This window comes from Nonomuraea sp. NPDC004354, from assembly GCF_053602555.1.
The window spans coordinates 106,434-127,111 of sequence record NZ_JBSGDV010000023.1 but is presented as its reverse complement, the minus strand read 5'-3'; the positions used below and the strand labels follow the sequence as shown (position 1 = coordinate 127,111).

The 20,678-nt window shown below is 71.2% G+C and carries 21 protein-coding genes; 13 read left to right on the top strand and 8 right to left on the bottom strand.

Annotated features, from left to right (window positions below; translation table 11 throughout):
- From ACWENQ_RS40105 to ACWENQ_RS40090, 4 genes are all read right to left on the bottom strand, one after another.
- A partial coding sequence (locus tag ACWENQ_RS40105; protein WP_452418948.1) for a class I SAM-dependent methyltransferase occupies positions 1–1,244 on the bottom strand: 1,244 nt, incomplete at its 3' end.
- Between the two features lie 3 nt (positions 1,245–1,247).
- A complete protein-coding gene (locus ACWENQ_RS40100) occupies positions 1,248–2,597 on the bottom strand; it encodes an FAD-binding oxidoreductase (RefSeq protein WP_449931371.1) in 1,350 nt (449 codons plus the stop codon).
- A gap of 157 nt (positions 2,598–2,754) precedes the next feature.
- Positions 2,755–3,723, bottom strand: coding sequence for an NAD(P)-dependent oxidoreductase (locus ACWENQ_RS40095; RefSeq protein WP_452418946.1), 969 nt, complete (start codon positions 3,721–3,723; stop codon positions 2,755–2,757).
- A gap of 90 nt (positions 3,724–3,813) precedes the next feature.
- Positions 3,814–5,331, bottom strand: a complete 1,518-nt coding sequence (locus tag ACWENQ_RS40090; RefSeq protein WP_449931274.1) for a protein kinase domain-containing protein — start codon at positions 5,329–5,331, stop codon at positions 3,814–3,816.
- A 116-nt stretch (positions 5,332–5,447) separates the two neighbouring features.
- Between ACWENQ_RS40090 and ACWENQ_RS40085 the strand changes: the two genes are divergently transcribed.
- Positions 5,448–6,548, top strand: coding sequence for a CaiB/BaiF CoA transferase family protein (locus ACWENQ_RS40085; RefSeq protein WP_452418945.1), 1,101 nt, complete (start codon positions 5,448–5,450; stop codon positions 6,546–6,548).
- On the opposite strand, the gene ACWENQ_RS40080 is transcribed toward ACWENQ_RS40085, so the two are convergent.
- Entirely contained in the window at positions 6,523–7,749 is a 1,227-nt protein-coding gene (locus ACWENQ_RS40080; RefSeq protein WP_452418943.1) for an FAD-dependent monooxygenase, read from the bottom strand. The two genes, ACWENQ_RS40085 and ACWENQ_RS40080, sit on opposite strands and share 26 nt — an antisense overlap.
- A gap of 66 nt (positions 7,750–7,815) precedes the next feature.
- Here ACWENQ_RS40080 and ACWENQ_RS40075 point away from each other — a divergent pair, with 66 nt between their 5' ends.
- From ACWENQ_RS40075 to ACWENQ_RS40055, 5 genes are all read left to right on the top strand, one after another.
- Entirely contained in the window at positions 7,816–8,346 is a 531-nt protein-coding gene (locus tag ACWENQ_RS40075) for a TetR/AcrR family transcriptional regulator (RefSeq protein ID WP_449931280.1), read from the top strand.
- Between the two features lie 68 nt (positions 8,347–8,414).
- Entirely contained in the window at positions 8,415–9,239 is an 825-nt protein-coding gene (locus ACWENQ_RS40070) for an ABC transporter ATP-binding protein (protein ID WP_452418942.1), read from the top strand.
- A complete protein-coding gene (locus tag ACWENQ_RS40065) occupies positions 9,236–10,006 on the top strand; it encodes an ABC transporter permease (RefSeq protein ID WP_452418940.1) in 771 nt (256 codons plus the stop codon). Before ACWENQ_RS40070 ends, ACWENQ_RS40065 begins: the two co-directional genes overlap by 4 nt.
- A 42-nt stretch (positions 10,007–10,048) precedes the next feature.
- The gene (locus tag ACWENQ_RS40060) at positions 10,049–10,243 is read left to right on the top strand and encodes a helix-turn-helix transcriptional regulator (protein WP_354916703.1); all 195 of its coding nucleotides are present in this window, start codon (positions 10,049–10,051) and stop codon (positions 10,241–10,243) included.
- Positions 10,240–10,764, top strand: a complete 525-nt coding sequence (locus ACWENQ_RS40055; protein WP_452418938.1) for a hypothetical protein — start codon at positions 10,240–10,242, stop codon at positions 10,762–10,764. The genes ACWENQ_RS40060 and ACWENQ_RS40055 overlap by 4 nt, the downstream gene beginning before the upstream one ends.
- A gap of 22 nt (positions 10,765–10,786) precedes the next feature.
- On the opposite strand, the gene ACWENQ_RS40050 is transcribed toward ACWENQ_RS40055, so the two are convergent.
- Positions 10,787–11,239, bottom strand: coding sequence for a GyrI-like domain-containing protein (locus ACWENQ_RS40050; protein WP_452418937.1), 453 nt, complete (start codon positions 11,237–11,239; stop codon positions 10,787–10,789).
- Between the two features lie 135 nt (positions 11,240–11,374).
- Here ACWENQ_RS40050 and ACWENQ_RS40045 point away from each other — a divergent pair, with 135 nt between their 5' ends.
- A complete protein-coding gene (locus tag ACWENQ_RS40045) occupies positions 11,375–12,814 on the top strand; it encodes a GuaB1 family IMP dehydrogenase-related protein (protein WP_354916618.1) in 1,440 nt (479 codons plus the stop codon).
- Here the strand turns inward: ACWENQ_RS40045 and ACWENQ_RS40040 are convergent.
- On the bottom strand, positions 12,778–13,317 hold the full coding sequence (locus ACWENQ_RS40040; protein WP_452418936.1) for an SDR family oxidoreductase: 540 nt from the start codon (positions 13,315–13,317) through the stop codon (positions 12,778–12,780). The two genes, ACWENQ_RS40045 and ACWENQ_RS40040, sit on opposite strands and share 37 nt — an antisense overlap.
- A gap of 121 nt (positions 13,318–13,438) precedes the next feature.
- On the opposite strand from ACWENQ_RS40040, the gene ACWENQ_RS40035 reads away from it, so the two are divergent.
- Both ACWENQ_RS40035 and ACWENQ_RS40030 read left to right on the top strand, forming a co-directional pair.
- Positions 13,439–13,813 (top strand): FKBP-type peptidyl-prolyl cis-trans isomerase, encoded by a 375-nt coding sequence (locus ACWENQ_RS40035; protein WP_449931293.1) that lies wholly within the window; start codon positions 13,439–13,441, stop codon positions 13,811–13,813.
- 318 nt (positions 13,814–14,131) lie between these two features.
- Positions 14,132–15,658: an ATP-dependent DNA ligase gene (locus tag ACWENQ_RS40030; RefSeq protein ID WP_449931295.1), complete on the top strand. Its 1,527-nt coding sequence runs from the start codon at positions 14,132–14,134 to the stop codon at positions 15,656–15,658.
- A gap of 189 nt (positions 15,659–15,847) precedes the next feature.
- On the opposite strand, the gene ACWENQ_RS40025 is transcribed toward ACWENQ_RS40030, so the two are convergent.
- Positions 15,848–16,387, bottom strand: coding sequence for a hypothetical protein (locus ACWENQ_RS40025; RefSeq protein WP_452418934.1), 540 nt, complete (start codon positions 16,385–16,387; stop codon positions 15,848–15,850).
- Between the two features lie 100 nt (positions 16,388–16,487).
- On the opposite strand from ACWENQ_RS40025, the gene ACWENQ_RS40020 reads away from it, so the two are divergent.
- The 4 genes from ACWENQ_RS40020 (at position 16,488) to ACWENQ_RS40005 (ending at position 20,412) form a co-directional block, all read left to right on the top strand.
- Positions 16,488–17,183 carry a class I SAM-dependent methyltransferase gene (locus ACWENQ_RS40020; RefSeq protein WP_452418933.1) on the top strand — a complete coding sequence of 232 codons (696 nt, stop codon included), beginning with the start codon at positions 16,488–16,490 and terminating at the stop codon, positions 17,181–17,183.
- A gap of 347 nt (positions 17,184–17,530) precedes the next feature.
- A complete protein-coding gene (locus tag ACWENQ_RS40015) occupies positions 17,531–17,956 on the top strand; it encodes an NUDIX hydrolase (protein ID WP_452418931.1) in 426 nt (141 codons plus the stop codon).
- Positions 17,957–18,086: 130 nt separating this feature from the next.
- Entirely contained in the window at positions 18,087–18,686 is a 600-nt protein-coding gene (locus ACWENQ_RS40010) for a histidine phosphatase family protein (protein ID WP_449931303.1), read from the top strand.
- A 973-nt stretch (positions 18,687–19,659) separates the two neighbouring features.
- Positions 19,660–20,412 (top strand): septal ring lytic transglycosylase RlpA family protein, encoded by a 753-nt coding sequence (locus tag ACWENQ_RS40005; protein WP_452418929.1) that lies wholly within the window; start codon positions 19,660–19,662, stop codon positions 20,410–20,412.
- The last annotated feature ends 266 nt before the right edge of the window (positions 20,413–20,678 follow it).

The following is a 20,678-nucleotide window of genomic DNA, read 5'->3' as shown; positions in this document are numbered from 1 at the left end:
GACGGCCGCAGCGGCACCTGGGAGCCGCCGTCCCTGTCGAGCTTGACGCCCAGGACCTGGTGCAGCTGCACCTTGTTGCGCTCGAAGCCGACGATGCAGCCGGCCATGTAGAGCCGCCACACCCTCGCGGTGCCCTGGCCGACCTCCTGGAGGGCGTCCTCCCAGTTGTCGTCCAGGTTGTCGCACCAGAACTTCAGCGTGCGGGCGTAGTGCTCGCGCAGGTTCTCCTCGTGACGGACCTCGAAGCCGGAGTTCTCCATCATCGAGATGAGGTAGCCGGCCGACTCGAGCTCGCCGTCGGGGAAGACGTAGCGGTTGATGAATCCGCCCTTGTTGATCGTCTTCTCGGTGCTGGTCGGGCGGGTGATGCAGTGGTTGAGCAGCCTGCCGCCGGGCCTGAGCTTGCCGTACAGGTCGGCGAAGTAGCCGGGCAGCTGCTCCTTGCCGATGTGCTCGGTGAGGCCGATGGAGCTGACGGCGTCGAAGTCGCTCTCGGCGACGTCGCGGTAGTCCATGAAACGGACCTCCGCCAGGTCCTGCAGCCCCGCGTCCACGATCGCCTTCTGCGCCCACTCGGCCTGCTGCCTGGACAGCGTGACGCCGAGCGCCTTGACGCCGTACTCGCGGGCGGCGTGCATCACCATGCCGCCCCAGCCGCAGCCGACGTCGAGCAGGCGCATGCCCGGCTTGAGGTCGAGCTTCCTGGCCACCAGGTCGAACTTGGTGAACTGCGCCTCCTCCAGCGAGGCGTCCTCGCGGGGGAAGACGGCGCAGGTGTAGGCCATGGAGGGGCCGAGCACCCACTCGTAGAACCGGTTGGAGACGTCGTAGTGATGGTGGATCGCCTCGGCGTCACGCTGCTTGGCGTGGCGCGAGCCGAGCCTGGCCAGCGTGCTCCTGCGCATCTCCTGAGGCGGCGGCGGAACGCGCATCAGCAGCGGCTTGGTACCCAGCGCCCGGACGGCCTCGATCTTCTCACCGAGCGTCAGGTCGTTGGTGGTGATGTTCCACATCCGGTCCAGCAGGGTGTACATGTCGCCATGGACGTCGATGTGCCCCGACACGTACGCCCTGGCCAGGCCGAGCTCTCCGGGCGCCTGCGCCAGATAGGCCACGGCGATGGGAGACTTCACCTCGATGCGCACGTCCGCACCGTCGGGACCGGCCTTGCTGCCGTCGTAAGCCATGAACGCGATGTTGGTGTCCGCACCAACGATCTTCTCAAAGATGCTCGCGAGAGCCATCTCTCACCTTCCCCGCACACACTTGTCGTACAGGTCCAGCAGGCGACCGTTCCGGTCGTATTCCCGCTTGACCGGCCAGTAAGCATCGCCGTTGTACAGCTTCCAGAACTGTTCGCGGGCGTAGAACGAGGTCGAGTACAGCGACTTGTGGCCGTCGAGATGGTGCACCTCGTTCTCGATCAGCCGGTTGTAGTAGCCGTCGAACTGTCCGCGCGGCAGCGGGACCAGGCCCCAGAAGCCGAAGTTGACGTAGAGCTTGCCCGTCTCGAGCGGGTACAGCGGCCAGGCGCTCGACGAGCGCAGCGGGCACATCCAGACCGGGGTCATCCCCACCTTGGCGTGGAAGAACTCCAGGAACTCCGCGCCCCGCTCGATCGGGGTCTCCACGTCCTGGATGACCGACTCCTGGACGGGAGCGCCGCGCCACCTGTCGACCCTGGCGACCACGCCGTACCTGCGGTCGAGGGCGACCAGCTTGCGGTAGACGTCGGAGCGCATCCACCGGCGCGGCATCAGCGAGCGCACCAGCGGCTGCTGCACGCCGAAGGCACGCGAGCACCAGAACCAGTCGGTGTCCCAGCGCCACAGGTAGTCGCGCACCGTCAGCCAGTCGCGGCCGCGCTTCCTGATCGACTGGTAGTAGATGCGCATCCCGGTGTAGTCGGAGGTGTACGGCGCGCGCTCGGCGAAGCGGCCGAGCGTGATGTACATCTCCGTGGGGTCGAAGAACACCCCGTCCACGAAGTCGACCGGCTCGCCGTCGTGCACCATCTGCTCGCAGATCTCCTGCATGGCCAGCATGCACTTGGCTGCGTCGGTGAAGCGCAGATGCGTCAGCCTGACGTACGGCTGGACCTTCTTCAGCCTGATGCGGATCCTGAGCGCGTAGCCGAGCGTGCCGTAGGAGTTGGGGAAGGCCCGGAACAGTTCGCGGTGCTCGTTGTCGTCGCGAGCGACCACGACGCGGCCGTCACCGGTCAGGATCTCCATCTCCTCGACCGACTCGTGCGGCAGGCCGTCCCTGAAGCTGGTCGACTCGATGCCGAGCCCCGTGACGGCGCCCCCGAGGGTGATCGTCTTCAGCTGCGGGACGACGTACGGCATGAGCCCGTGGCGCAGGGTGGCGTCGACCAGGTCCTCGTAGGTCGTCATGCCCTGGACCTCGGCGGTCATCGTGTCCGGGTCGACGCTGATGACCTCGTCGAGGTCGCGGGCCGACAGCTTGGCGGCCTTGCCCGTGTCGCGGAACCTGAACAGGTTGGAGGTCGCCTTGGCCAGCCGGGGAGCCGCTCCCTCGGGAATCTCGGCGTAGGACTGCCGGATCTGTTCGACGGCCCGCTGGTGGGCCGACATCGTTGTCACAGAAACACCCCCAGAAGCTGCGATCGAGATCGTCCGTAAGACGGTATCTCCCTGATCCAGCTCGGAACAGGCCGGGGTGGTTAAACCCCCGAAAACTTCCTAGCGTCCCAGGTGAAACCCCTACGCGGACGGCGAACCGACGGAAACACTACTGACCTGATACGTCGCGTCTGCGGACCCGCGCGGGCGCGTCGTTGACCACGTTGGCGACCGGCCGCCCGTCGAGCGCGGCGGTCAGGTTGGACAGCACCGCGGCGATCAGCCGGACGGTGGACTGGGGCGTGACGCCCGCGACGTGGGGAGACAGGAGGAGGCCGTCCAGTCCGCGCAGCGGGTCGCCGTCCGGCAGGGGCTCGCTGTCGAAGACGTCCAGCGCCGCGCCCGCCAGGTGCCCCTCGCGCAGCGCCGCGGCCAGTGCCCGCTGGTCGACCACGCCGCCTCGGGCGGCGTTGACGAGGAACGCGCCCTTCTTCATCGCGGCGGGATCGACGAGTCCGCGCGTCTGGTCGGACAGCGCGATCACCACGACCAGCACGTCGGAGGTGGCGACGACCTCGTCGAGCGGGGCGTGGCCGGAAGCGCGCGGTGTGCGCGTCCAGTGGGAGACCTCGCAGCCGAACGCCGCGAACAGGCGGGCGCAGTGCTCGCCGATCGGGCCGTAGCCGACGATGCCGACCCGGGAGCCCGACAGTTCGCGCGGGCCCAGGTCGAGCTGCGGCCACCGGCCCGCGCGGACGGCCGCGTCGGCGGCGACCATGCGGCGGGTCATGGCGAGCGCGGCGCCCACGCACCATTCGGCCACCGCGGTGGCGCTGACGCCCGCGGTGTTGGCCAGCGGCACCCCGGCCGCCGACAGCGCGGCCAGGTCGTGGCCGTCGACTCCGACGGACGGCTGCTGGACGAAGGCCAGGCGCGGGGCGGCGGCGACCGCGGCGGCGTCCATGGCCAGGGTGCCGCTCCAGTCGCCGAGCACGACCTCCGCCTCGGGGAGCGCGGCGTCCATCGCGGCCCTGTCGCGCGCGGTCACGAGCGTGATGCGCTCGCCGAGCGGGGCGAGCAGGCCGCCTATCGCCTCTGGCGGCAGCGGGGCCAGGGCCAGCAGGTTCCAGGGAGTCATGGGCCCGACCCTAGGACGCGGCCCGCCCCCTGACCACACCTGGCCGTCGGCCCTTCCCGCCCACCCGCGGCCAGAGTCGCGGCCCGCCCGTCAGCCCGCTGCGGTGAAGCTGCCCATCACCTGGCGCATCATCCTGCCGTAGCGGCGCCACTGCTCGTCGGCGACCGTCCACGACACCACGTACGCCGTGTCGCCGGCCACCGTCGCCCGCCGTACCTCGTGGTAGAGCCGGCCCGCCGTCGCCCACGGGTGCCCGGGGGCGGCGGTCCAGGTGAACTCCCACTCCACCGCGCCCTGCACGGCCTTGCGGCGCAGGGTGCGCACGTCCGTGGCCGCGGTCATGCTCTCCTCCGCGTCGCGCAGGATCTGGTGCGGGTCGAGCGTGGCGTACTGCTCCTCGACGCCGAGATGGGCGGAGCGGTCGGGGCGGGTCCACTGCGTGTAGGCCTGGGCGCGGGCGCCCTTCCACCGGGTCGGCCGCTGGATCGACCAGCCGTCGGGCGAGGTCCACAGGCGGGTGAGCGCGACCGGCCGCCTGGAGGGGGCGGGGGTGGCCGACGGCGTCGCCGAGGGGGCGGGGGTGCCCGTGGCCGCGACCGGCCGGGTGGCGGCGGCCTGCGGCACGCGCGCGCTGCCCTGCGCCTCGTCCGGGGAGAGCTTCAGGTAGGCGCCCGCTCCCACGGTGACCACCAGCACCGCCGCCGCGGCCGCCATCAGCGTCGTACGGCGGCCGCGCCGGGCGGGACGGTCGTCGTCATCGTCGTCGAGGTTCTGCTTGGCGGCCTGCTCCTCGATGATCCGCTGGAGCAGCGTGTCGGCCTCGGCGGCGGTCAGCCGCTCCTCCGGCTCCTTCTTCAGCAGCCCCTTCAGCACGGGGTGGAGGGCGGGCGGGATCCTGCGGTAGTCGGGCTCCTCCCCCAGCAGCGCCGAGAGGGTGGCCATCGGCTCGGCGCGGTCGAAGGGCGAGCGTCCGGTGAGCGCGGCGTAGAGGGTGGCGCCGAGCGACCACAGGTCGGAGGGCGGGCCGATGTCGTCGAGGCCGCGCACCCGCTCGGGGGCAAGGAAGGCGGGCGATCCGGTGACCATGCCGGTCCTGGTGAGGGAGCTGTCACCCTCGGCGGTGGCGATGCCGAAGTCGGTCAGGACCGCGCGGCCGTCGTCGCACAGCAGGATGTTGCTCGGCTTGACGTCGCGGTGCAGGATGCCCACCTCGTGGGCGGCCTTCAGCGCCGACAGCACCTGGCGGCCGACCTCGGCGGCCTCCCGGACGGGCAGCGCGCCCTGGGTGGCCACGACCTCGTCGAGGCCGGGGGCGCGGACCAGCTCCATGATGATCCACGGGCGGCCGTCCTCCTCCACGACGTCATAGACGGCCACGACGCTCGGGTGGTTGAGTCTGGCCGCCGTACGCGCCTCGCGGGCGGTGCGCATCAGGTGGCGCTCCCTGTCGGCCTTGGACAGCTCGGGCGGGAGTAAGACCTCCTTGACCGCTATCGACCGGTTGAGCAGCGTGTCGTGGCCCTCCCAGACCACGCCCATGCCGCCTCTGCCCAGCTCACTGGCCAGGCGGTAGCGGTGGGCGATCAGCTGATCGGATTGCGAAGCCATAAGGCGCAAGTTTCCCATACCCCTGACAAACGTGCGGGTCTGTCCGTCGGACCGAGCGGCATGACGATCTTACTGGGACTGTCGCCGCGCGGCCGTACCGAATAAAGTTCTTGAGCATGACTCAGGGACCGCTGGCAGGGGTGAAGGTGCTGGAGCTGGCCGGGCTGGCGCCCGGGCCCTTCGCCGGGATGATGCTCGCCGACCACGGGGCCGAGGTGCTGCGCGTCGACAGGGTGGCGGCCGTCTCCGACCGGCCGCGCACGGACGTGATGGACCGGGGCAAGCGCACCATCGGGCTCGATCTGAAATCACCGGAGGGCGTGGCGGCGTTCAGGGACCTGGCCGCGCACGCCGACGTGGTCATCGAGGTCTTCCGGCCCGGCGTCGCCGAGCGCCTGGGCATCGGGCCCGCCGACCTGCACGCGATCAACGAGCGCCTCGTCTACGGCCGCATGACCGGCTGGGGCCAGGACGGCCCGCTGGCCGCGACCGCGGGACACGACATCGACTACATCGCGATCTCCGGGGTGCTGTCGACGCTCGGACGCGCCGGCGACAAGCCCACGCCGCCGATCAACATCCTCGGCGACTTCGCCGGCGGCGGCCTCATGCTCGCCTACGGCGTGCTGCTGGCGCTGTTCGAGCGCGAGCGGACCGGCAGGGGCCGGGTCGTCGACGCCGCGATGGTGGACGGCGCGGCCCTGCTGTTCGCGATGTTCTACCGGTCCGGATGGGGGCCGCGCGGCACCAACCTGCTGGACACGGGAGCCCCGTTCTACGACACCTACGAGACCGCCGACGGGGGCTTCATGGCCCTCGGCGCGCTGGAGCCGCAGTTCTGGGCGGAGTTCGTGGAGAAGGCGGGGCTCGGCGACCTGCCCGACAGGAACGACCCGGCCCAGTGGCCCGCGCTGCGGCTGCGACTGGAGGCGGCCTTCAAGGAGCGGACGAGGGCGGAGTGGGAGGCGGTCTTCGCCGGTTCGGACGCGTGCGTCTCGCCCGTGCTGTCCATGGCGGAGGCGCCCGATCACCCGCACAACGCGGCGCGCGGCACCTTCACCAGGGTGGGCGAGGTCGTCCAGCCGGTGCCGGCGCCCCGGCTGGTCGGCGTGCCGGCACCGGATCTCGCCCCGGCCACCAGGCTGGCGGACCTGACGGCCTGGGGCCTGGACGGCGAGCGGGCGGCCAAGCTCAGGCAGGGGGGCGTGCTGGCGTGAGGAAGCTGTAGTCCTTCGGCTCGAAGGTGTCGTGCATGCCGAGGTTCGCGCCACTGCGCCTGGTGACCGCCCTGGTGAGGGCGACGGGCAGGCTGGTGACCAGGCGCGCGCCGTTGACCAGCGCCCACGTCCCCGCCCTGCTGGTGGGGATGAGGCGCTTGGCGGCGGTGACGGCGAACTCGCGGCTGCGCCGTACGTAGTCGGCCATCTCCCGTTCGTAGGCGGCGAAGGCGCGGGTGTGGTCGCCCTTCGCCGCCGCCAGTTCGCCCGCCAGGATGTAGGCGCCCACGACCGCGATGCTGGTGCTGCCGCCGACCGCGGGTCCCGGGCAGTAGGCGGCGTCGCCGACCAGCGTGACGCGGCCCCGCGACCAGGTCTCCATGTGCAGCTGGGTGATGGAGTCGAAGTAGAACACCTCGGCGCGGTCGACCTCGTCGAGCAGCCTGGGCGTCTCGTCCCAGCCCAGACCCGTGAAGTGGGCGCGCAGCAGTTCCTTCTGGCGCGCGGTGTCGCGGTAGTGGTAGTCGAGCTGCTCGGCGGGCCGCAGGAAGAAGAAGACGCGCGCGTCGTCCATCTGGCGGGCGCTGTAGACGCCGATCATGCGGTCGACGGTGGGCAGGCCGATCATCCGGTCGCTGAGGCCGAGGTAGTTGGGGATGGTGGCGACCGCGATGTAGGCGCCGAGCCAGTGCGCGTAGCGCGACTCGGGGCCGAACACCAGCCGCCGCACGTTGGAGTGCAGGCCGTCGGCGCCGATCACCAGGTCGAAGCGGCGCGGCTCGCCGCGTTCGAAGGTGACCCGTCCGTCGTCGGAGATCGAGGTGATGGAGTCGCCGAAGACGTACTCCACGTCGTCCCTGGTCGCCTCGTAGAGGACCTCGCTGAGGTCGTCGCGCATGATCTCGACATGTCTGTCGGACATGCCGCCCATCAGCCTGGCCACCTCGATGGTCACCGGTTTGGCGGAACCCTCCCTGAGCATCGTGATCCGCTCGGTGCCGGTCTTCCTTCCCATGATCGCGTCGACCACGCCCATGCGTTCGACGATGTCCATGGCCGGCTTGAACAGGTCGACCGCGTGGCCGCCCGCCTTGCGCAGGGCGGGCGCCCGCTCGACGACGGTGGGGGCGAAGCCGTAACGGCTGAGCCAGTAGGCCAGCACGGGGCCGGAGACGCTCGCTCCGGAGATCAGGATCTTCATCAGGTCTCCTTACTTATCGATAAGTAAGCATAGCTGTTTACCGATCGATAAGTAAGCTGGGGTGTCGTGGCACAGGGAAAGACCAGAGAACGCATCCAGCAGGTGGCCAGAGAGCTGTTCATCGCGCAGGGGGTGCAGCGGACCAGCCTCCAGGAGATCGCCGACCGGCTGGGGATCACCAAGCCGGCGCTCTACTACCACTTCGCCTCGCGCGAGGAGCTGGTGCGCAGCATCATCGTGCCGCTGATCGAGGACGGCAGGATCTTCCTCGAGCAGACGACCGCCCGCCCCGACATCGAGCCCCGGTCCCTGCTCGAGGGCTACTTCGACTTCCACTTCAGGCATCGCGACATCCTCATGGTCGCGGTGCGCGAGACCTCGATCCTGAACGACCTCGGGCTCCTGGAGATCGTGTCGGAGTGGCGGGAACGGCTCGGCGCCATGCTCGTCGGCGTCGACGCGCCCCTCGCCGCGCAGGTGCGGGCCGTGGTGGCGCTGGGCGGGCTGGCCGACTGCACGTGGAGCTTCCGCGATCTGCCCGCCGAGGTCGTGCGCCCGCTCGCCGTCGACTCCGCCATGGCGGCCCTCGGCCTCTGACCCTCAGGCGGCGTCGCCGATGTCATAGAGCTTGTGTCGAATGTAGTAGGTCTACTACATTCACGAGCATGAGTACTGTGGTGAGCGTCCGCGGGCTGCGGATGTCGTACGGCCCGCGCGAGATCCTGCGCGGCGTCGACCTCGACGTGAGACGCGGGGAGACGGTCGCGCTCCTCGGCCCCAACGGCGCCGGGAAGACGACCACGGTCGAGATCCTCGAGGGCTTCCGGCGCCGCACGGGCGGCGAGGTGCGGGTGCTCGGCCAGGACCCCGCCACCGGCGGCGACGCGTGGCGGGCCAGGCTGGGCGTGGTGCTGCAGGACTGGCGCGACCACCCCCGCTGGCGGGTCGCCACGCTGCTCGACCACGTCGCCGCCCACTACCCCGACCCCTGGGACACCGGCGAGCTGCTGCGGGCCCTCGGCCTGAGCCGGCAGGCGGCCGCCCAGGTCGGCCGGCTGTCCGGCGGCCAGCGGCGCAGGCTCGACGTGGCCCTCGGCATCGTCGGAAGGCCCGAGCTGCTCTTCCTCGACGAGCCGACCACAGGCTTCGACCCGGAGGCGCGCAGGGAGTTCCACGACCTGATCCGCGGCCTCGACACGACGATCGTGCTCACCACGCACGACCTGGCCGAGGCCGAGAAGCTGGCCGACCGCATCGCCATCCTGGTCGACGGGCGGATCGCGGTGTTCGGCACGCCGGCCGAGCTGGCCCATGCCGTACAGGCGCCCTCGCTGGTGCGCTGGCGGGACGGCGCCGAGCACACGGCCGAGCCGTCCGAGCTGGCCTGGCGGCTGCACCAGCGGTACGGCGGGCCCGTCCCCGGCCTGGAGATCAGGCGCCCGACCCTCGAAGAGAGCTACCTCAACCTGGTGGAAAGGACCGCGGCGTGAACACGTTGGCGCTGGGCGTGAGGCGTGGCCTCATCGAGCAGGGCTCGATCATGCGGGACGGCAGGGAGCTGGGCGGCCAGCTCGTGGGCATGGTGACGTTCGTCCTGATGATGCTGTGGATCGGCGACAACCCCGCCGGCGGCGGGGTCGGCATGGGCGCCTTCATGGCGGTCGGCTTCATCGCCTTCACCGTGTTCTCGGCGGGCACCATGTCGCTGCCGATGCTGATCGCCGCCGACAGGGAGGAGGGGGCGCTGCTGCGGCTGCGCGCGATCCCGAAGGGCATGCCGGTGTACGTGACCGGCAGGGCGTTCTCGCTCCTGCTGCACATCGCGGGGCACTCGGCGGTCATGATGGCCCTCGGGGCCGCCTTCGGCGGCCTGCGCGCGCCCTCCGACTGGCTGACGCTGCTGTGGGTGCTCCCGCTCGGCACGCTGGCCGTGGTCCCGCTCGGCACGGCGATCGGCGCCATGCTGCCGAGCGCGAAGACCGCGGCGGCGGTCATCGGGCTGCCGACCATGCTGCTGATGCTCGCGTCGGGCGTGATGGTCCCGCTGCGGATGATGCCGGAGGCGGTGCAGTGGATCGGCCAGGCCTTCCCGCTCTACTGGCAGGCCCACGGGCTGCGGGCGGCCTTCTTCGACTCGGCGGCGGGCGAGCTGCACGGCACGTGGGAGCTCGGGACCGCGGCGACGGTGATGGGCGCGTGGGCGCTGGCCGGTATGGTGCTGGCACCGTGGCTGTTGCGCAGGGTCACCCACAGGTGAGGATTCCCGGTGTCGAACGAGGTCGTCTACAACAGGATCCCGATGCTCAGGGCCGAGCGCGGGATCTCCCGCAAGGACCTGGCAGCGGCCCTCGGCGTCCACTACCAGACGGTCGGCTACCTGGAGCGGGGCGAGTACAGCCCGTCGCTGTTCCTCGCCCTGAGAATCGCCGAGTATTTCGAGGTGCCGGTGGAGGTCGTCTTCTCGCTCCGTCCGTTCGCCAGGCTGGGGTCGTGATGGACACGTGGGAGAAGCGTCGCGAGCGCCTGGAGAACCTGCCCGCCGGCCGGCTGTGGGCCACCAGGCCCGCCCGGCGCCGCCTGGTCGCCGTCGCGGTGGCCGCCCTGGTGCTGCTGTGGGCGGGGCTGGTGGTGATCGCCCGCTACGCGCCGAGCGACCTGGCCCGCAACGTCTACCTGTCGATGTTCGGCATCAGCCTGCTGGCGGGGCTGCCGGTGACCGGCTGGCTCCACGCGGGCACCAGAGGTGTGCTCTACCTGCCCGAACGCTTCCTCGACGAGCGGCAGCTGGCCGAGCGGCGCAGGGCCTTCACCTCCGCGCACCGGGCGACCAGCCTGGTGCTCGGCTCGCTGCTCGTCCTGGCCAACCTCTGGAGCTTCGAGGGCGGCCGGCTCACCTTCACCGTGCCCGTGGCCCTGCTGGCGCCGCTGGCGCTGACGCTTTTCGTGACGCATTACACGACCCCGCTGCTCGTCGCCGCGTGGCAGGCCACGGACCCGCCCGACGACGACGAATGACCCCGCGGCGCCCGCCGGCGGGTCAGACCGCGATGTAGAGATCGGCGCCCGCCGGGTGGTGCACCTCCAGGTCGGTGGTGAACGACCTGGAGGGCGTGCCGCCCGACTCGCTGTGCTTCCACACCTGCTGCCACGCCTCGATGATCGCCTGCGGCATCGGCCCCCTGGCCTCCGCCTTCAGCGACTGCCCCGCCGGCACCCGCACCGCGACCATGCCCTCGGGCAGTCGTGGAACGGTCCTGACACCGACCCCGACGATCTGCGTGTACGCGCCGTGGTGGTCGCTCTCGTAGTCGGTCAGCACCGCGTACAGGTTCTCGTCCAGCCGGCCCGGCACGTGCGCGAAAGCCCCCGGCGCACCCGCCCGCTGCCACACCGCCGGCAGCCTCGCCCTCGACGGGTCCATCTCGTCGGCGTTCGTGGTGCGTACGGCCAGCCCCACCACCAGCAGTTCGGACCGCTCAACGATGTCCAACGCGTCCTCCATCCCCCAGATCCGTCCCGCAGATCATATGGCCATCGAAAGGGGGAAAGACCCTGGGTGACCAGCAGCCGCGCTCCTTCTGCACCCGCGTGGACTGTCCGGTTCCGGCAAGTAGGATGGACGAACGTGAAGTTTCTCAACGGACTCGAGCCGGCATACGACCTGACCTACAGCGACGTGTTCATGGTCCCGTCGCGGTCCTCGATCGGCTCCAGGCTCGCGGTCGACCTGTCGACCAACGACGGCACGGGCACCACCCTGCCCCTCGTGGTCGCGAACATGACGGCGGTGGCCGGCCGTCGCATGGCCGAGACCGTCGCCCGCAGGGGCGGCCTCACGGTCATCCCACAGGACATCCCGATCGACGTGGTCGCCGACGTCGTCGACTGGGTCAAGAAGCGCGACCTGGTGCACGACACCCCGATCACCCTCACCCCGCACGACACGGTCGGCGAGGCGCTGGCGCTGCTGCCGAAGCGGGCGCACGGCGCGGTCATCATCGTCGACTGGGACAACCGCCCGGTGGGCGTCGTCACCGAGGCCGACTGCCACGGCGTCGACATGTTCACCCAGCTCTCGCAGGTGATGTCGGCGCAGCCGCTCACGCTGCCGGCGGGGCTCGACCCGCGCGAGGCGTTCGACATGCTGCACGAGGGCCGCCACCGCCTGGCGCCCGTCGTCGACGGCTCCGGCCGCCTGGTCGGCATCCTGACCCGCACCGGCGCGCTGCGCGCCACCCTCTACCAGCCCGCGGTCGACGCCCAGGGCAGGCTGCGCGTCGCGGCCGCCGTCGGCGTCAACGGCGACGTGGCCGCCAAGGCCAAGGAACTGCTCGACGCGGGCGTCGACTGCCTCGTCGTCGACACCGCGCACGGCCACCAGGAGAAGATGATCTCCGCGCTGCGCGCCGTCAGGGCGCTCGAGCCCGGCGTGCCCGTCGCCGCGGGCAACGTGGTGACGGCCGAGGGCGTGCGCGACCTGGTCGAGGCCGGCGCCGACATCCTCAAGGTGGGCGTCGGCCCCGGCGCGATGTGCACCACCCGGATGATGACCGGCGTGGGCCGGCCGCAGTTCTCCGCCGTGCTCGAGTGCGCCGCCGAGGCGCGCCGCCTGGGCCGGCACGTCTGGGCCGACGGCGGGGTGCGGCACCCGCGCGACGTGGCCCTCGCCCTGGCCGCCGGCGCGGCGAACGTCATGATCGGCTCCTGGTTCGCCGGCACCTACGAGTCGCCCGGCGACGCTCGCACCGACGCCGACGGCCGCAAGTACAAGGAGAACTTCGGGATGGCCTCCGCGCGTGCCGTACGGCTGCGCACCGCCGAGGACAGCCCGTTCGAGCGGGCCCGCAAGGCGCTGTTCGAGGAGGGCATCTCCACCTCCCGCATGTACCTCGACCAGCAGCGCCCCAGCGTCGAGGATCAGATCGACGCCATCGTGGCGGGCCTGCGCTCCGCGTGCACCTACGCGGGCGCCTCGACGCTGGAGGAGTTCCACGAGCGGGCCGTCGTCGGCATCCAGAGCTCGTCCGGCTACACCGAGGGCATGCCGCTGCACCAGAGCTGGTAGGCGGCGGGCTCCGTGACGGCGCTGACGGCGACGCCGCGCGGAGCCAGTTCCACCGCCAGCGCCGCGCACAGGCTCTCGACCGCCGCCCGCATGGCGGCGTCGAGAGCGTGGCGGGCCTGCTCCGGCACCAGCACGACGATCGACGAACCGCGGCCCATCAGCGGCAGCAACCGCCTGATCACCCCGGTGACGCCGGTGAAGTTCGCCTCGACGAGATCACGCTCCGCCCTGGCGGAGACCGACTCGAAGGGCGCCTGCGTCGCGCCCGTCGCGGCGGCCACCAGCAGGTCGATACGGCCGTAGCGTTCCTCGACGGCCGTCGCGAGCACGTTCAGCGCCATCGGATCGCCCGGGTCCAGCGTCAGCACCAGGTCGGCGGCCGGCCTGTCACCCGGCGAGCGGACGCCCACGACGACGGTGGCGCCCACCGCCGCGACCGTCTCCGCGAGATCCTTCGCCGCGCCGATGATCACCGCGACTCGTCCGCTCAGCGACGTGGCCATGCGATCAGTTCACCACGGAACCGGCACGTCCGTCGAAGGCCCCGCCGGCGTCACCGCCAGGGTGCGCCGCTCGCTGCCATAGAGTCGGTGGGTCAACCAGACATCCATCAAGGAGAACATCGTGGCACTCGAGAAGCCGGAGATCGACTTCCCGGAGGGCAACCCGCCTGCCGACCTGGAGATCGTCGACATCGTCGAGGGGGACGGCCCCGAGGCCAAGTCTGGACACACCGTCCAGGTGCACTACGTCGGCGTGGCCTTCTCCTCCGGTGAGGAGTTCGACGCGTCGTGGAACCGCGGCACGCCGTTCGAGTTCCCGCTGGGTGGCGGGCGCGTCATCGCGGGCTGGGACCAGGGCGTGGCGGGCATGAAGGTCGGCGGACGGCGCAAGCTTGTCATCCCGCCGCACCTCGGCTACGGCAGCCGCGGCGCCGGCGCCCGCATCAAGCCGGGCGAGACGCTCATCTTCGTCGTCGACCTGCTCGGCGTGCGCTGACCCCGAGTATGCGTGGGGTACGGCCCGCCGTACCCCACCACCCTCTCCTGCGCGCGTAACCTCCTTCTTCGCTGCACCCGCGCACCGACCACGCCGGTTCCCCGCCCGGCAGTCCCGGCAAAGGCGCGCTCCCGCCGCGCTACACCCGCCGGCCCCCTGCGCATGAGCCACCATGGCTGCACCCCGCATCCACCGCCCCGCGCCGCCCGGCCGGCTTGCCGCCGGGAAGCACCTCCGCCATCCGCCCGGAGCGGTCGGCCCGGGCGGCGACGAGGTCAGGGGCGACTTTTGTCGGTTCCGTAGGGCAACATAAGCGGTGTGCTGCTGATCGACGTCGTCCGTGTCTCCGAGGCCGTGGCCAGGACCTCCGCCCGTCTGGGCAAGATCGGCCACCTGGCCGAGCTCCTCGGCCGGGTCGGCGCCGACGAGGCGGAGATCGCGATCGCCTACCTGTCGGGCGAGCTCCCCCAACGCCAGATCGGCGTCGGCTGGCGCACGCTGCAGGACCCTCCGCCGCCCAAGCTCGTCGCCACCGCCACCCTCACCGACATCGACGCCCTCCTGACCCGCATCAAGGCCGTCTCCGGGCCCGGCTCGCAGGCGGCCCGGAAGGCGCTGGTCGAGGAGCTGTTCACCGCCGTCACCAGCCAGGAGCAGTCGTTCCTGCTGCGCCTGCTGTCCGGCGAGCTGCGCCAGGGCGCGCTCGACGGCGTGATGATCGAGGCCGTCGCCAAGGCCTCGGGCGCGCCCTCGGCCGACGTACGGCGGGCGCTCACGTTGCGGGGCTGGCTGCCCGCGGTCGGCGCGGCCGCGCTGTCGGGCGGCGTCGAGGCGTTGCGCGCCTTCAAGCTCGAGGTGGGCCGCCCGGTCGCGCCCATGCTCGCCGGCAGCGCGCCCAGCGTCGCCGCCGCGCTGGAGAAGATCGGCGGGCAGGCGGCGCTGGAGTGGAAGCTCGACGGCGTCCGCGTCCAGGCACACCGTTCCGGCGACGAGGTCAGGGTCTTCACCCGCACCCTCGACGACATCACCGACCAGGTGCCCGAGCTGGTCGAGGCGATGCTCGCGCTGCCGTCCGCCGACCTGGTGCTCGACGGCGAGGTCATCGCGCTGCGCCCCGACGGCCGTCCCGAGCCGTTCCAGGTGACCGCGAGCAGGGTCAGCAGCAAGACCGACGTTCCCAAGCTGCGCGCGCGGACGCCGCTCAGCGTGTTCTTCTTCGACGCGCTCCGGGTCGACGGCGCCGACCTGCTCGACCTGCCGTACGCCGAGCGCCAGGAGAGGCTGGCCGCCACCGTCCCCGCCGAGCTGCTCACCCCCCGCCTGGTCACCGGCGACCTGCCGGCCGCCGGGTCGTTCTTCACCGAGGTCGTACGGCGGGGCCACGAGGGCCTGGTCGCCAAGTCCCTCACCTCGGCCTACGCGGCCGGGCGGCGCGGCGCCGGCTGGATCAAGATCAAGCCGCGGCACACCCTCGACCTGGTGGTCCTGGCCGCCGAGTGGGGCCACGGACGGCGCGAGGGCAAGCTGTCGAACCTCCATCTGGGCGCGCGCGACCCTGACAGCGGCGAGTTCGTCATGCTGGGCAAGACGTTCAAGGGGCTGACCGACGAACTGCTCGCCTGGCAGACCGAGCGCTTCCTGGAGATCGCCGACGGTCCCACCGACGGCTGGACGGTCGCGCTCCGCCCCGAGCTGGTGGTGGAGATCGCCTTCGACGGGGTGCAGCGCTCGCCCCGGTATCCAGGCGGCATGGCGCTGCGGTTCGCCCGCGTGCTGCGCTACCGGCCGGACAAGAGGGCGGAGGAAGCCGACACGGTCGAGACGGTCCGCTCGCTGATGCTGTAGGGGCGCGGGCTCACGGGGATTCGCGACGAACTTCTGGCGACCGCCGTGGCCCGGATGCGCCGGGGCACGCCGCCACCGCCGTTCACCACGGCATCGCCGTCGGTCATCACGCCATCGGCGCCGGGCCGGTGGCCGGCCGCCCGCGTCACTGAAGCCGCTTCCGCTCCAGCCGCGCCTTGTCCATGTCGGTCAGCACCACGACGCCCTGGTCGCCTGACACAGCGCCCTCGGGCGGTCAGTGTGACGGGATGCGAGAACGGGCCACCTCATCAGGGCGTCGGTCGCCACGGGTGTCGTGTCCGCCGAGTGATCCCGCTGGGTCAGCGGGTCGATGCCGCACAGGGCGCAGAGCACCGCGTCCGGCGAACGGCAGGGATCGAGCAGGAGCCGCCTGACCGCCTGGTGGTCGTAGGCGTTGCGGTAGTAGCCCTCACCCGACTCCCGGTCGTACAGATGCCGGTCCCGCCACGGCTTCTTGAAGTCGTCAAGGGTCGCCCGCAGCACAGGGCGTCCCGCTCCACTGATCCGCTCCGCCAGCTCGTGTCCGAAGCTCGTCTTGCCAGAGGCGGTGAAGCCGTCGATCCCGACCAGCAGCCTGCCGTGGCCGAGGGACAGGATCCGCTGGGCGATCTGCTCGACGAGCGCGTCCCGCTCGGGAGACAGCCGAGGCGGGCGCGGCTGCTGCCACGTCGAGACCGACCGATGCACCTCTGCCCTCGGCGATCCCACCGTTCACCCTGATCGCTCCAGGATCACGAGTCACGAGCGGGACCGAGAGATCGACGTTAAACCGTTCGCAGTCGGCCACAGCCGCCGCCATGATGTGCTGATGCCCCCGAAGACCGCCTATCACGACGCGCTTGGAGACTACTTCGCCGAGCACGCCGGCATCAGCCCATACAACGCCTATACCGATCGGCCCGCGACGCTGGAACTCGCCGGTGACGTCGCCGGCTCGAAGGTCCTCGACGTCGGCTGCGGGGCGGGGCACTACGTGGCCGAACTCCTGGCGCGCGGCGCCCAGGTGGTCGGCGTCGACGGCAGCGGCACACTGCTGGGTCACGCGCGGGCACGGGTGGGTGAACAGGCCGAGCTCCTGCTCCAGGACCTGGAGGAGCCGCTCGACTTCGCCGATGACGCGTCGTTCGACGGCGCCGTCTGCGCGCTGGTGCTGCACCACGTCGCTCGTCGCGCGCAGTTGCTGCGTGAACTGCGCCGGGTGCTGCGGCCAGGAGGATGGCTCGTGGTCTCGACGACCCACCCGGCCGCCGACTGGCGCCATTTCGGCGGCTCCTACTATGCCGATGACTGGGTCGAGCTTCCCCTGCAAGACAGCGGGTTGTCGATCCGCTTCCAGCGGATGCCGGTGGAGACGTTCCTGGGCGAGCTGCTGGCCGCCGGGTTCGTCCTGGAACGGCTCGTCGAGCCGCGCCCGGTGCCCGGCCTGCGAGAGGTCGACGAGGCGGCCTACTGGAAGCTGCAGCAGGCGCCGTCCTTCCTCGCCGTGCGACTTCGCCGTCCTTGACGCACGGGGGACTTGGGCGTCCCGGGCCCCACAGGGACCTGAGCGTCCTTGCCAGAGAAGGCCTGAGCGTCCTTGCCAGACGGGGCCCTGAGCGTCCCTGGCCGCAGGAGGGCTTGGGCGGCCTCGGCCACGGCGGGGCTTGGGCGCCCTTGGCCACAGCGGGGCCTGGGCGTTTTGGCCACGGCGGGGGTGACCGGCGTGGTCCCGGCCGGATCGGGCTGCTCGGCCCTGCCTGGCACTGGTGAGTCGGCAGGACGCGGTTCCGAGTGGATGACGTCGGGCCGTACGGAGCCATCAACCCTTGGGTCCGGCCATGCACCAAAGATCATTTTTGGGATGATGGAGGGATGTCTCGTCCGCGAATCCGCGTCGCCGCCTACGTGATCCGCTACCGGTCCACCCCGGAACTCCTTGTCTTCGATCACGTCGGCGCGCCCGACGCCGGCACCCAGGTGCCGGCGGGAGGGGTCCGGCCTGGCGAAAGCCTGGAGCAGGCCGTCCTTCGAGAAGTCGAGGAGGAGACCGGCTTGACCGCGGTTTCCGTCGTCCGGCCCATCGCGGTGGATGACAGGCCGCGTGCCGATGACGGGCAGCCGCGGCGAACGACGTTCTTCCACCTCACCGCCCGTCCGGACAGCGCTGATGCCTGGCACCACCGCGTTCGCGCTGACGGCGAGGACGCCGGCCTTGAGTTCGCGTGCCGCTTCGTCCCACTACCTCCGGCAGGACCGTTGGCCGACGCGCAGGACGCGTGGCTGAGTCGCGTCGACTGACGAAGCCGACCTGGCCCCGGTGACGGTGTGACGTTCGTGGTGGCGAGCCACGCTCATCAGAGATGTCCGTGTCCGCGCGTCATTGTCGAGAGCGTCCGAGGGGACGGATTCCGGAATAATGGCCGCAATCATGCCCCGCTACCTCTACCTCACGCGCCACGGTGAGGCCACTCCTGACGAACAGGCCCTCACCGCGAACGGCCGCCGCCAGGCCGCGTTGCTCGGCGAGCGGCTCCGTGACGTCCCTTTCTCCGCCATCCATCACGGCCCGCTCCCCCGGGCCGCGCAGACCGCCCGTCTGATCGGCGAGCATCTTCCCGGCGTGCCCCTGCGCCCGTCGGAGGCCGCTGGGGACTACGTCCCCTACCGGCCGGACAAGAACGAGCTGCCGCCCGAGGCCGCCGAGCGTTACCTGGGCTTTCTGGAGCAGTTCCCCGCGGACGAGGGCGACGACCTTGCCGCGCACGCCCTGCGCGTCTTCACGGGTCCGGTGACGGAGGGGACCCGCCACGAACTGGTCGTCACGCACAACTTCCTCATCGGCTGGCTCGTCCGTGCCGCCCTCGATGCGCCGAAGTGGCGCTGGCTCGGGCTCAACCACTGCAACGCCGCGCTGACCGTCATCCGGTACGCGCCCGACCGCCCCGCCTCCGTCCTCTTCTACAACGACATGGGGCACCTGCCCGCCGAACTGCGCTGGACAGGTCTGCCGCCCGAGCTGCGCGTGTAAGCCCCGACCAGGGTGCGACCCCTTGGCGCGGGGTGCCCGGGTGCGGGCCGGGATCGCACAGGATCTCCCGGATCTTCTCGGCGGTCCCGGCCCAGACGAGCGTTGGGCGGGTTCGTCCAGGTGTCGCTCTCCTCCTGCCCTGGACGCTCTACCGGTAGGAAGGCCTGAACGACACTCCTCGAAAGCGCGCGGGCCGAGGGTGTCGTGCCGCAGGTCGGCATGTGCGCCTGCCACCGGCTTCCTTGGGTGACGACACCGGCCTTCGGACCCGCACAAGTCCAGCAGTGGATCGGCCTCAACGGGATGGCCCCATACTGCTGGTTCCAGTGGCCCGCCGCGCCGGACGCCGCACGCGATCACGGGCCCCCGATGGCGTCACGATCATGAGGGCTCTGCGGTGCTGCTCGACGGAGCACCGCCGCCTTCAGGCGGACGGAGAAGGGCGTCTCGGTGAACCAGGACGATGAACGCTCGGCCCTGAAGGTATGTCGCGGCCCGTTACCTGATCGATCCGCACGACACCTGGGCTTCGACGACCTGGAGACCACTTCCGGCCCCCTCCCGTGAAGGGCGGCTGTCGTGACGTCGGTGCGTGACGTCGGTGCGTTCGTCCGCGGACTGGCGCAGGGACGGGTCTGCGACTCGCCTTCCACCCTTCACCGACCGCGTGCGGTGCCCGCCGTTGCCGACAAAACCCAAGATCAAGGGCGTAGTGTCGATCGTCGGCAACCTTTCCATGGGCAAAGTGAGATATTTCACGGTATGTCCCATTAAATTGCCTTTACGCGCTCTTTGTCACGTAAGTTCGGGTCCATCGCGAGGCGTCACACGTCTCCCTCCAGGATCGGCCGACGCGCGTCCCCCATCCCTCACCCGTCTGGCCGGTCCCTGTCCTGTCCCCGATCTAGGACCGTGGTTTCCCTTGGGTCAGCATTCGAGCAAGCCGTCCCGCACGCGCCCGTTGGGCCGTCTCATGGCCCCCGGCAAGCGTCGCTGGACGACCACCGTCGCGGCGGGCGCCGCCGTCCTGGCCGCCGCCTCGACCACCGCCTGGGCCGCCGTCTCGACCGGCGACGCCCCGCAGACCTCCGCCACCGGCCTCGCCGCCGCGGACACCCGGCAGGCAGCGGCCACCCCGCAGGCCACCGCCACCTCGCAGGCCACCGCCACCGCAGCTCCGACGCTCAAGTCGCCCGGGACCAGCGCCTCGGCCACGGCGTCCGCCTCGCCGTCCGGGTCGCCACTGGTCGCCACCCCCGCCGCTCCCTCGTCGGCGGCGGTGTCAGGAGAGGGTTCCCGCCCTGCGGTGCCCGCGGACCGCGCGCCTGTCTCCGCCCAGGACCGCGCATCGTCCGCGGACGGCGAGAAGAACAGCACCGCCAAGCAGGCCACCTCGGTCGAGTCCGCGAAGGTCGCCACCAGGTCGAAGGCCCGCGTGATCGCTTCGGGCAGGTGCGGCGCCTCGTTCTACGACGAGCCCCAGATGACGGCCAGCGGCGAGCGGTTCAACCCCTCGGCGATGACCGCGGCGCACAAGTCGCTGCCGCTGGGCAGCAAGGTCCGCGTCATCAACCCCTCGAACGGCAAGGACGTCGTCGTGCGGATCAACGACCGCGGGCCGTACACCGGCGGACGCTGCCTCGACCTGTCCGAGGCCGCCTTCTCGGCCATCGGGAACACGGGGTCGGGCGTGATGACCGTCAAATACCAGGTTCTCGCGCGCTAGCGGTCTGCCCGCTCGGACACCGACTCGCGGCCGGGTCCCGCCGGACGGCGCACCATCGCCTCATTCCCCACCGGCGGCACCCGGCCGCGCCCCCTGTCCGACCTCCGTCCATCCGACCTCCGTCCATCCGGCCTCCGTCCATCCGGCCCCGGTCCATCCGGCCTCCGTCCATCCGGCCCCGGTCCATCCGGCCTCCGTCCATCCGGCCCCGGTCCATCCGGCCTCCGATCATCCCGCCTCCGGCCTCTGATCATCCCCTTCGACCA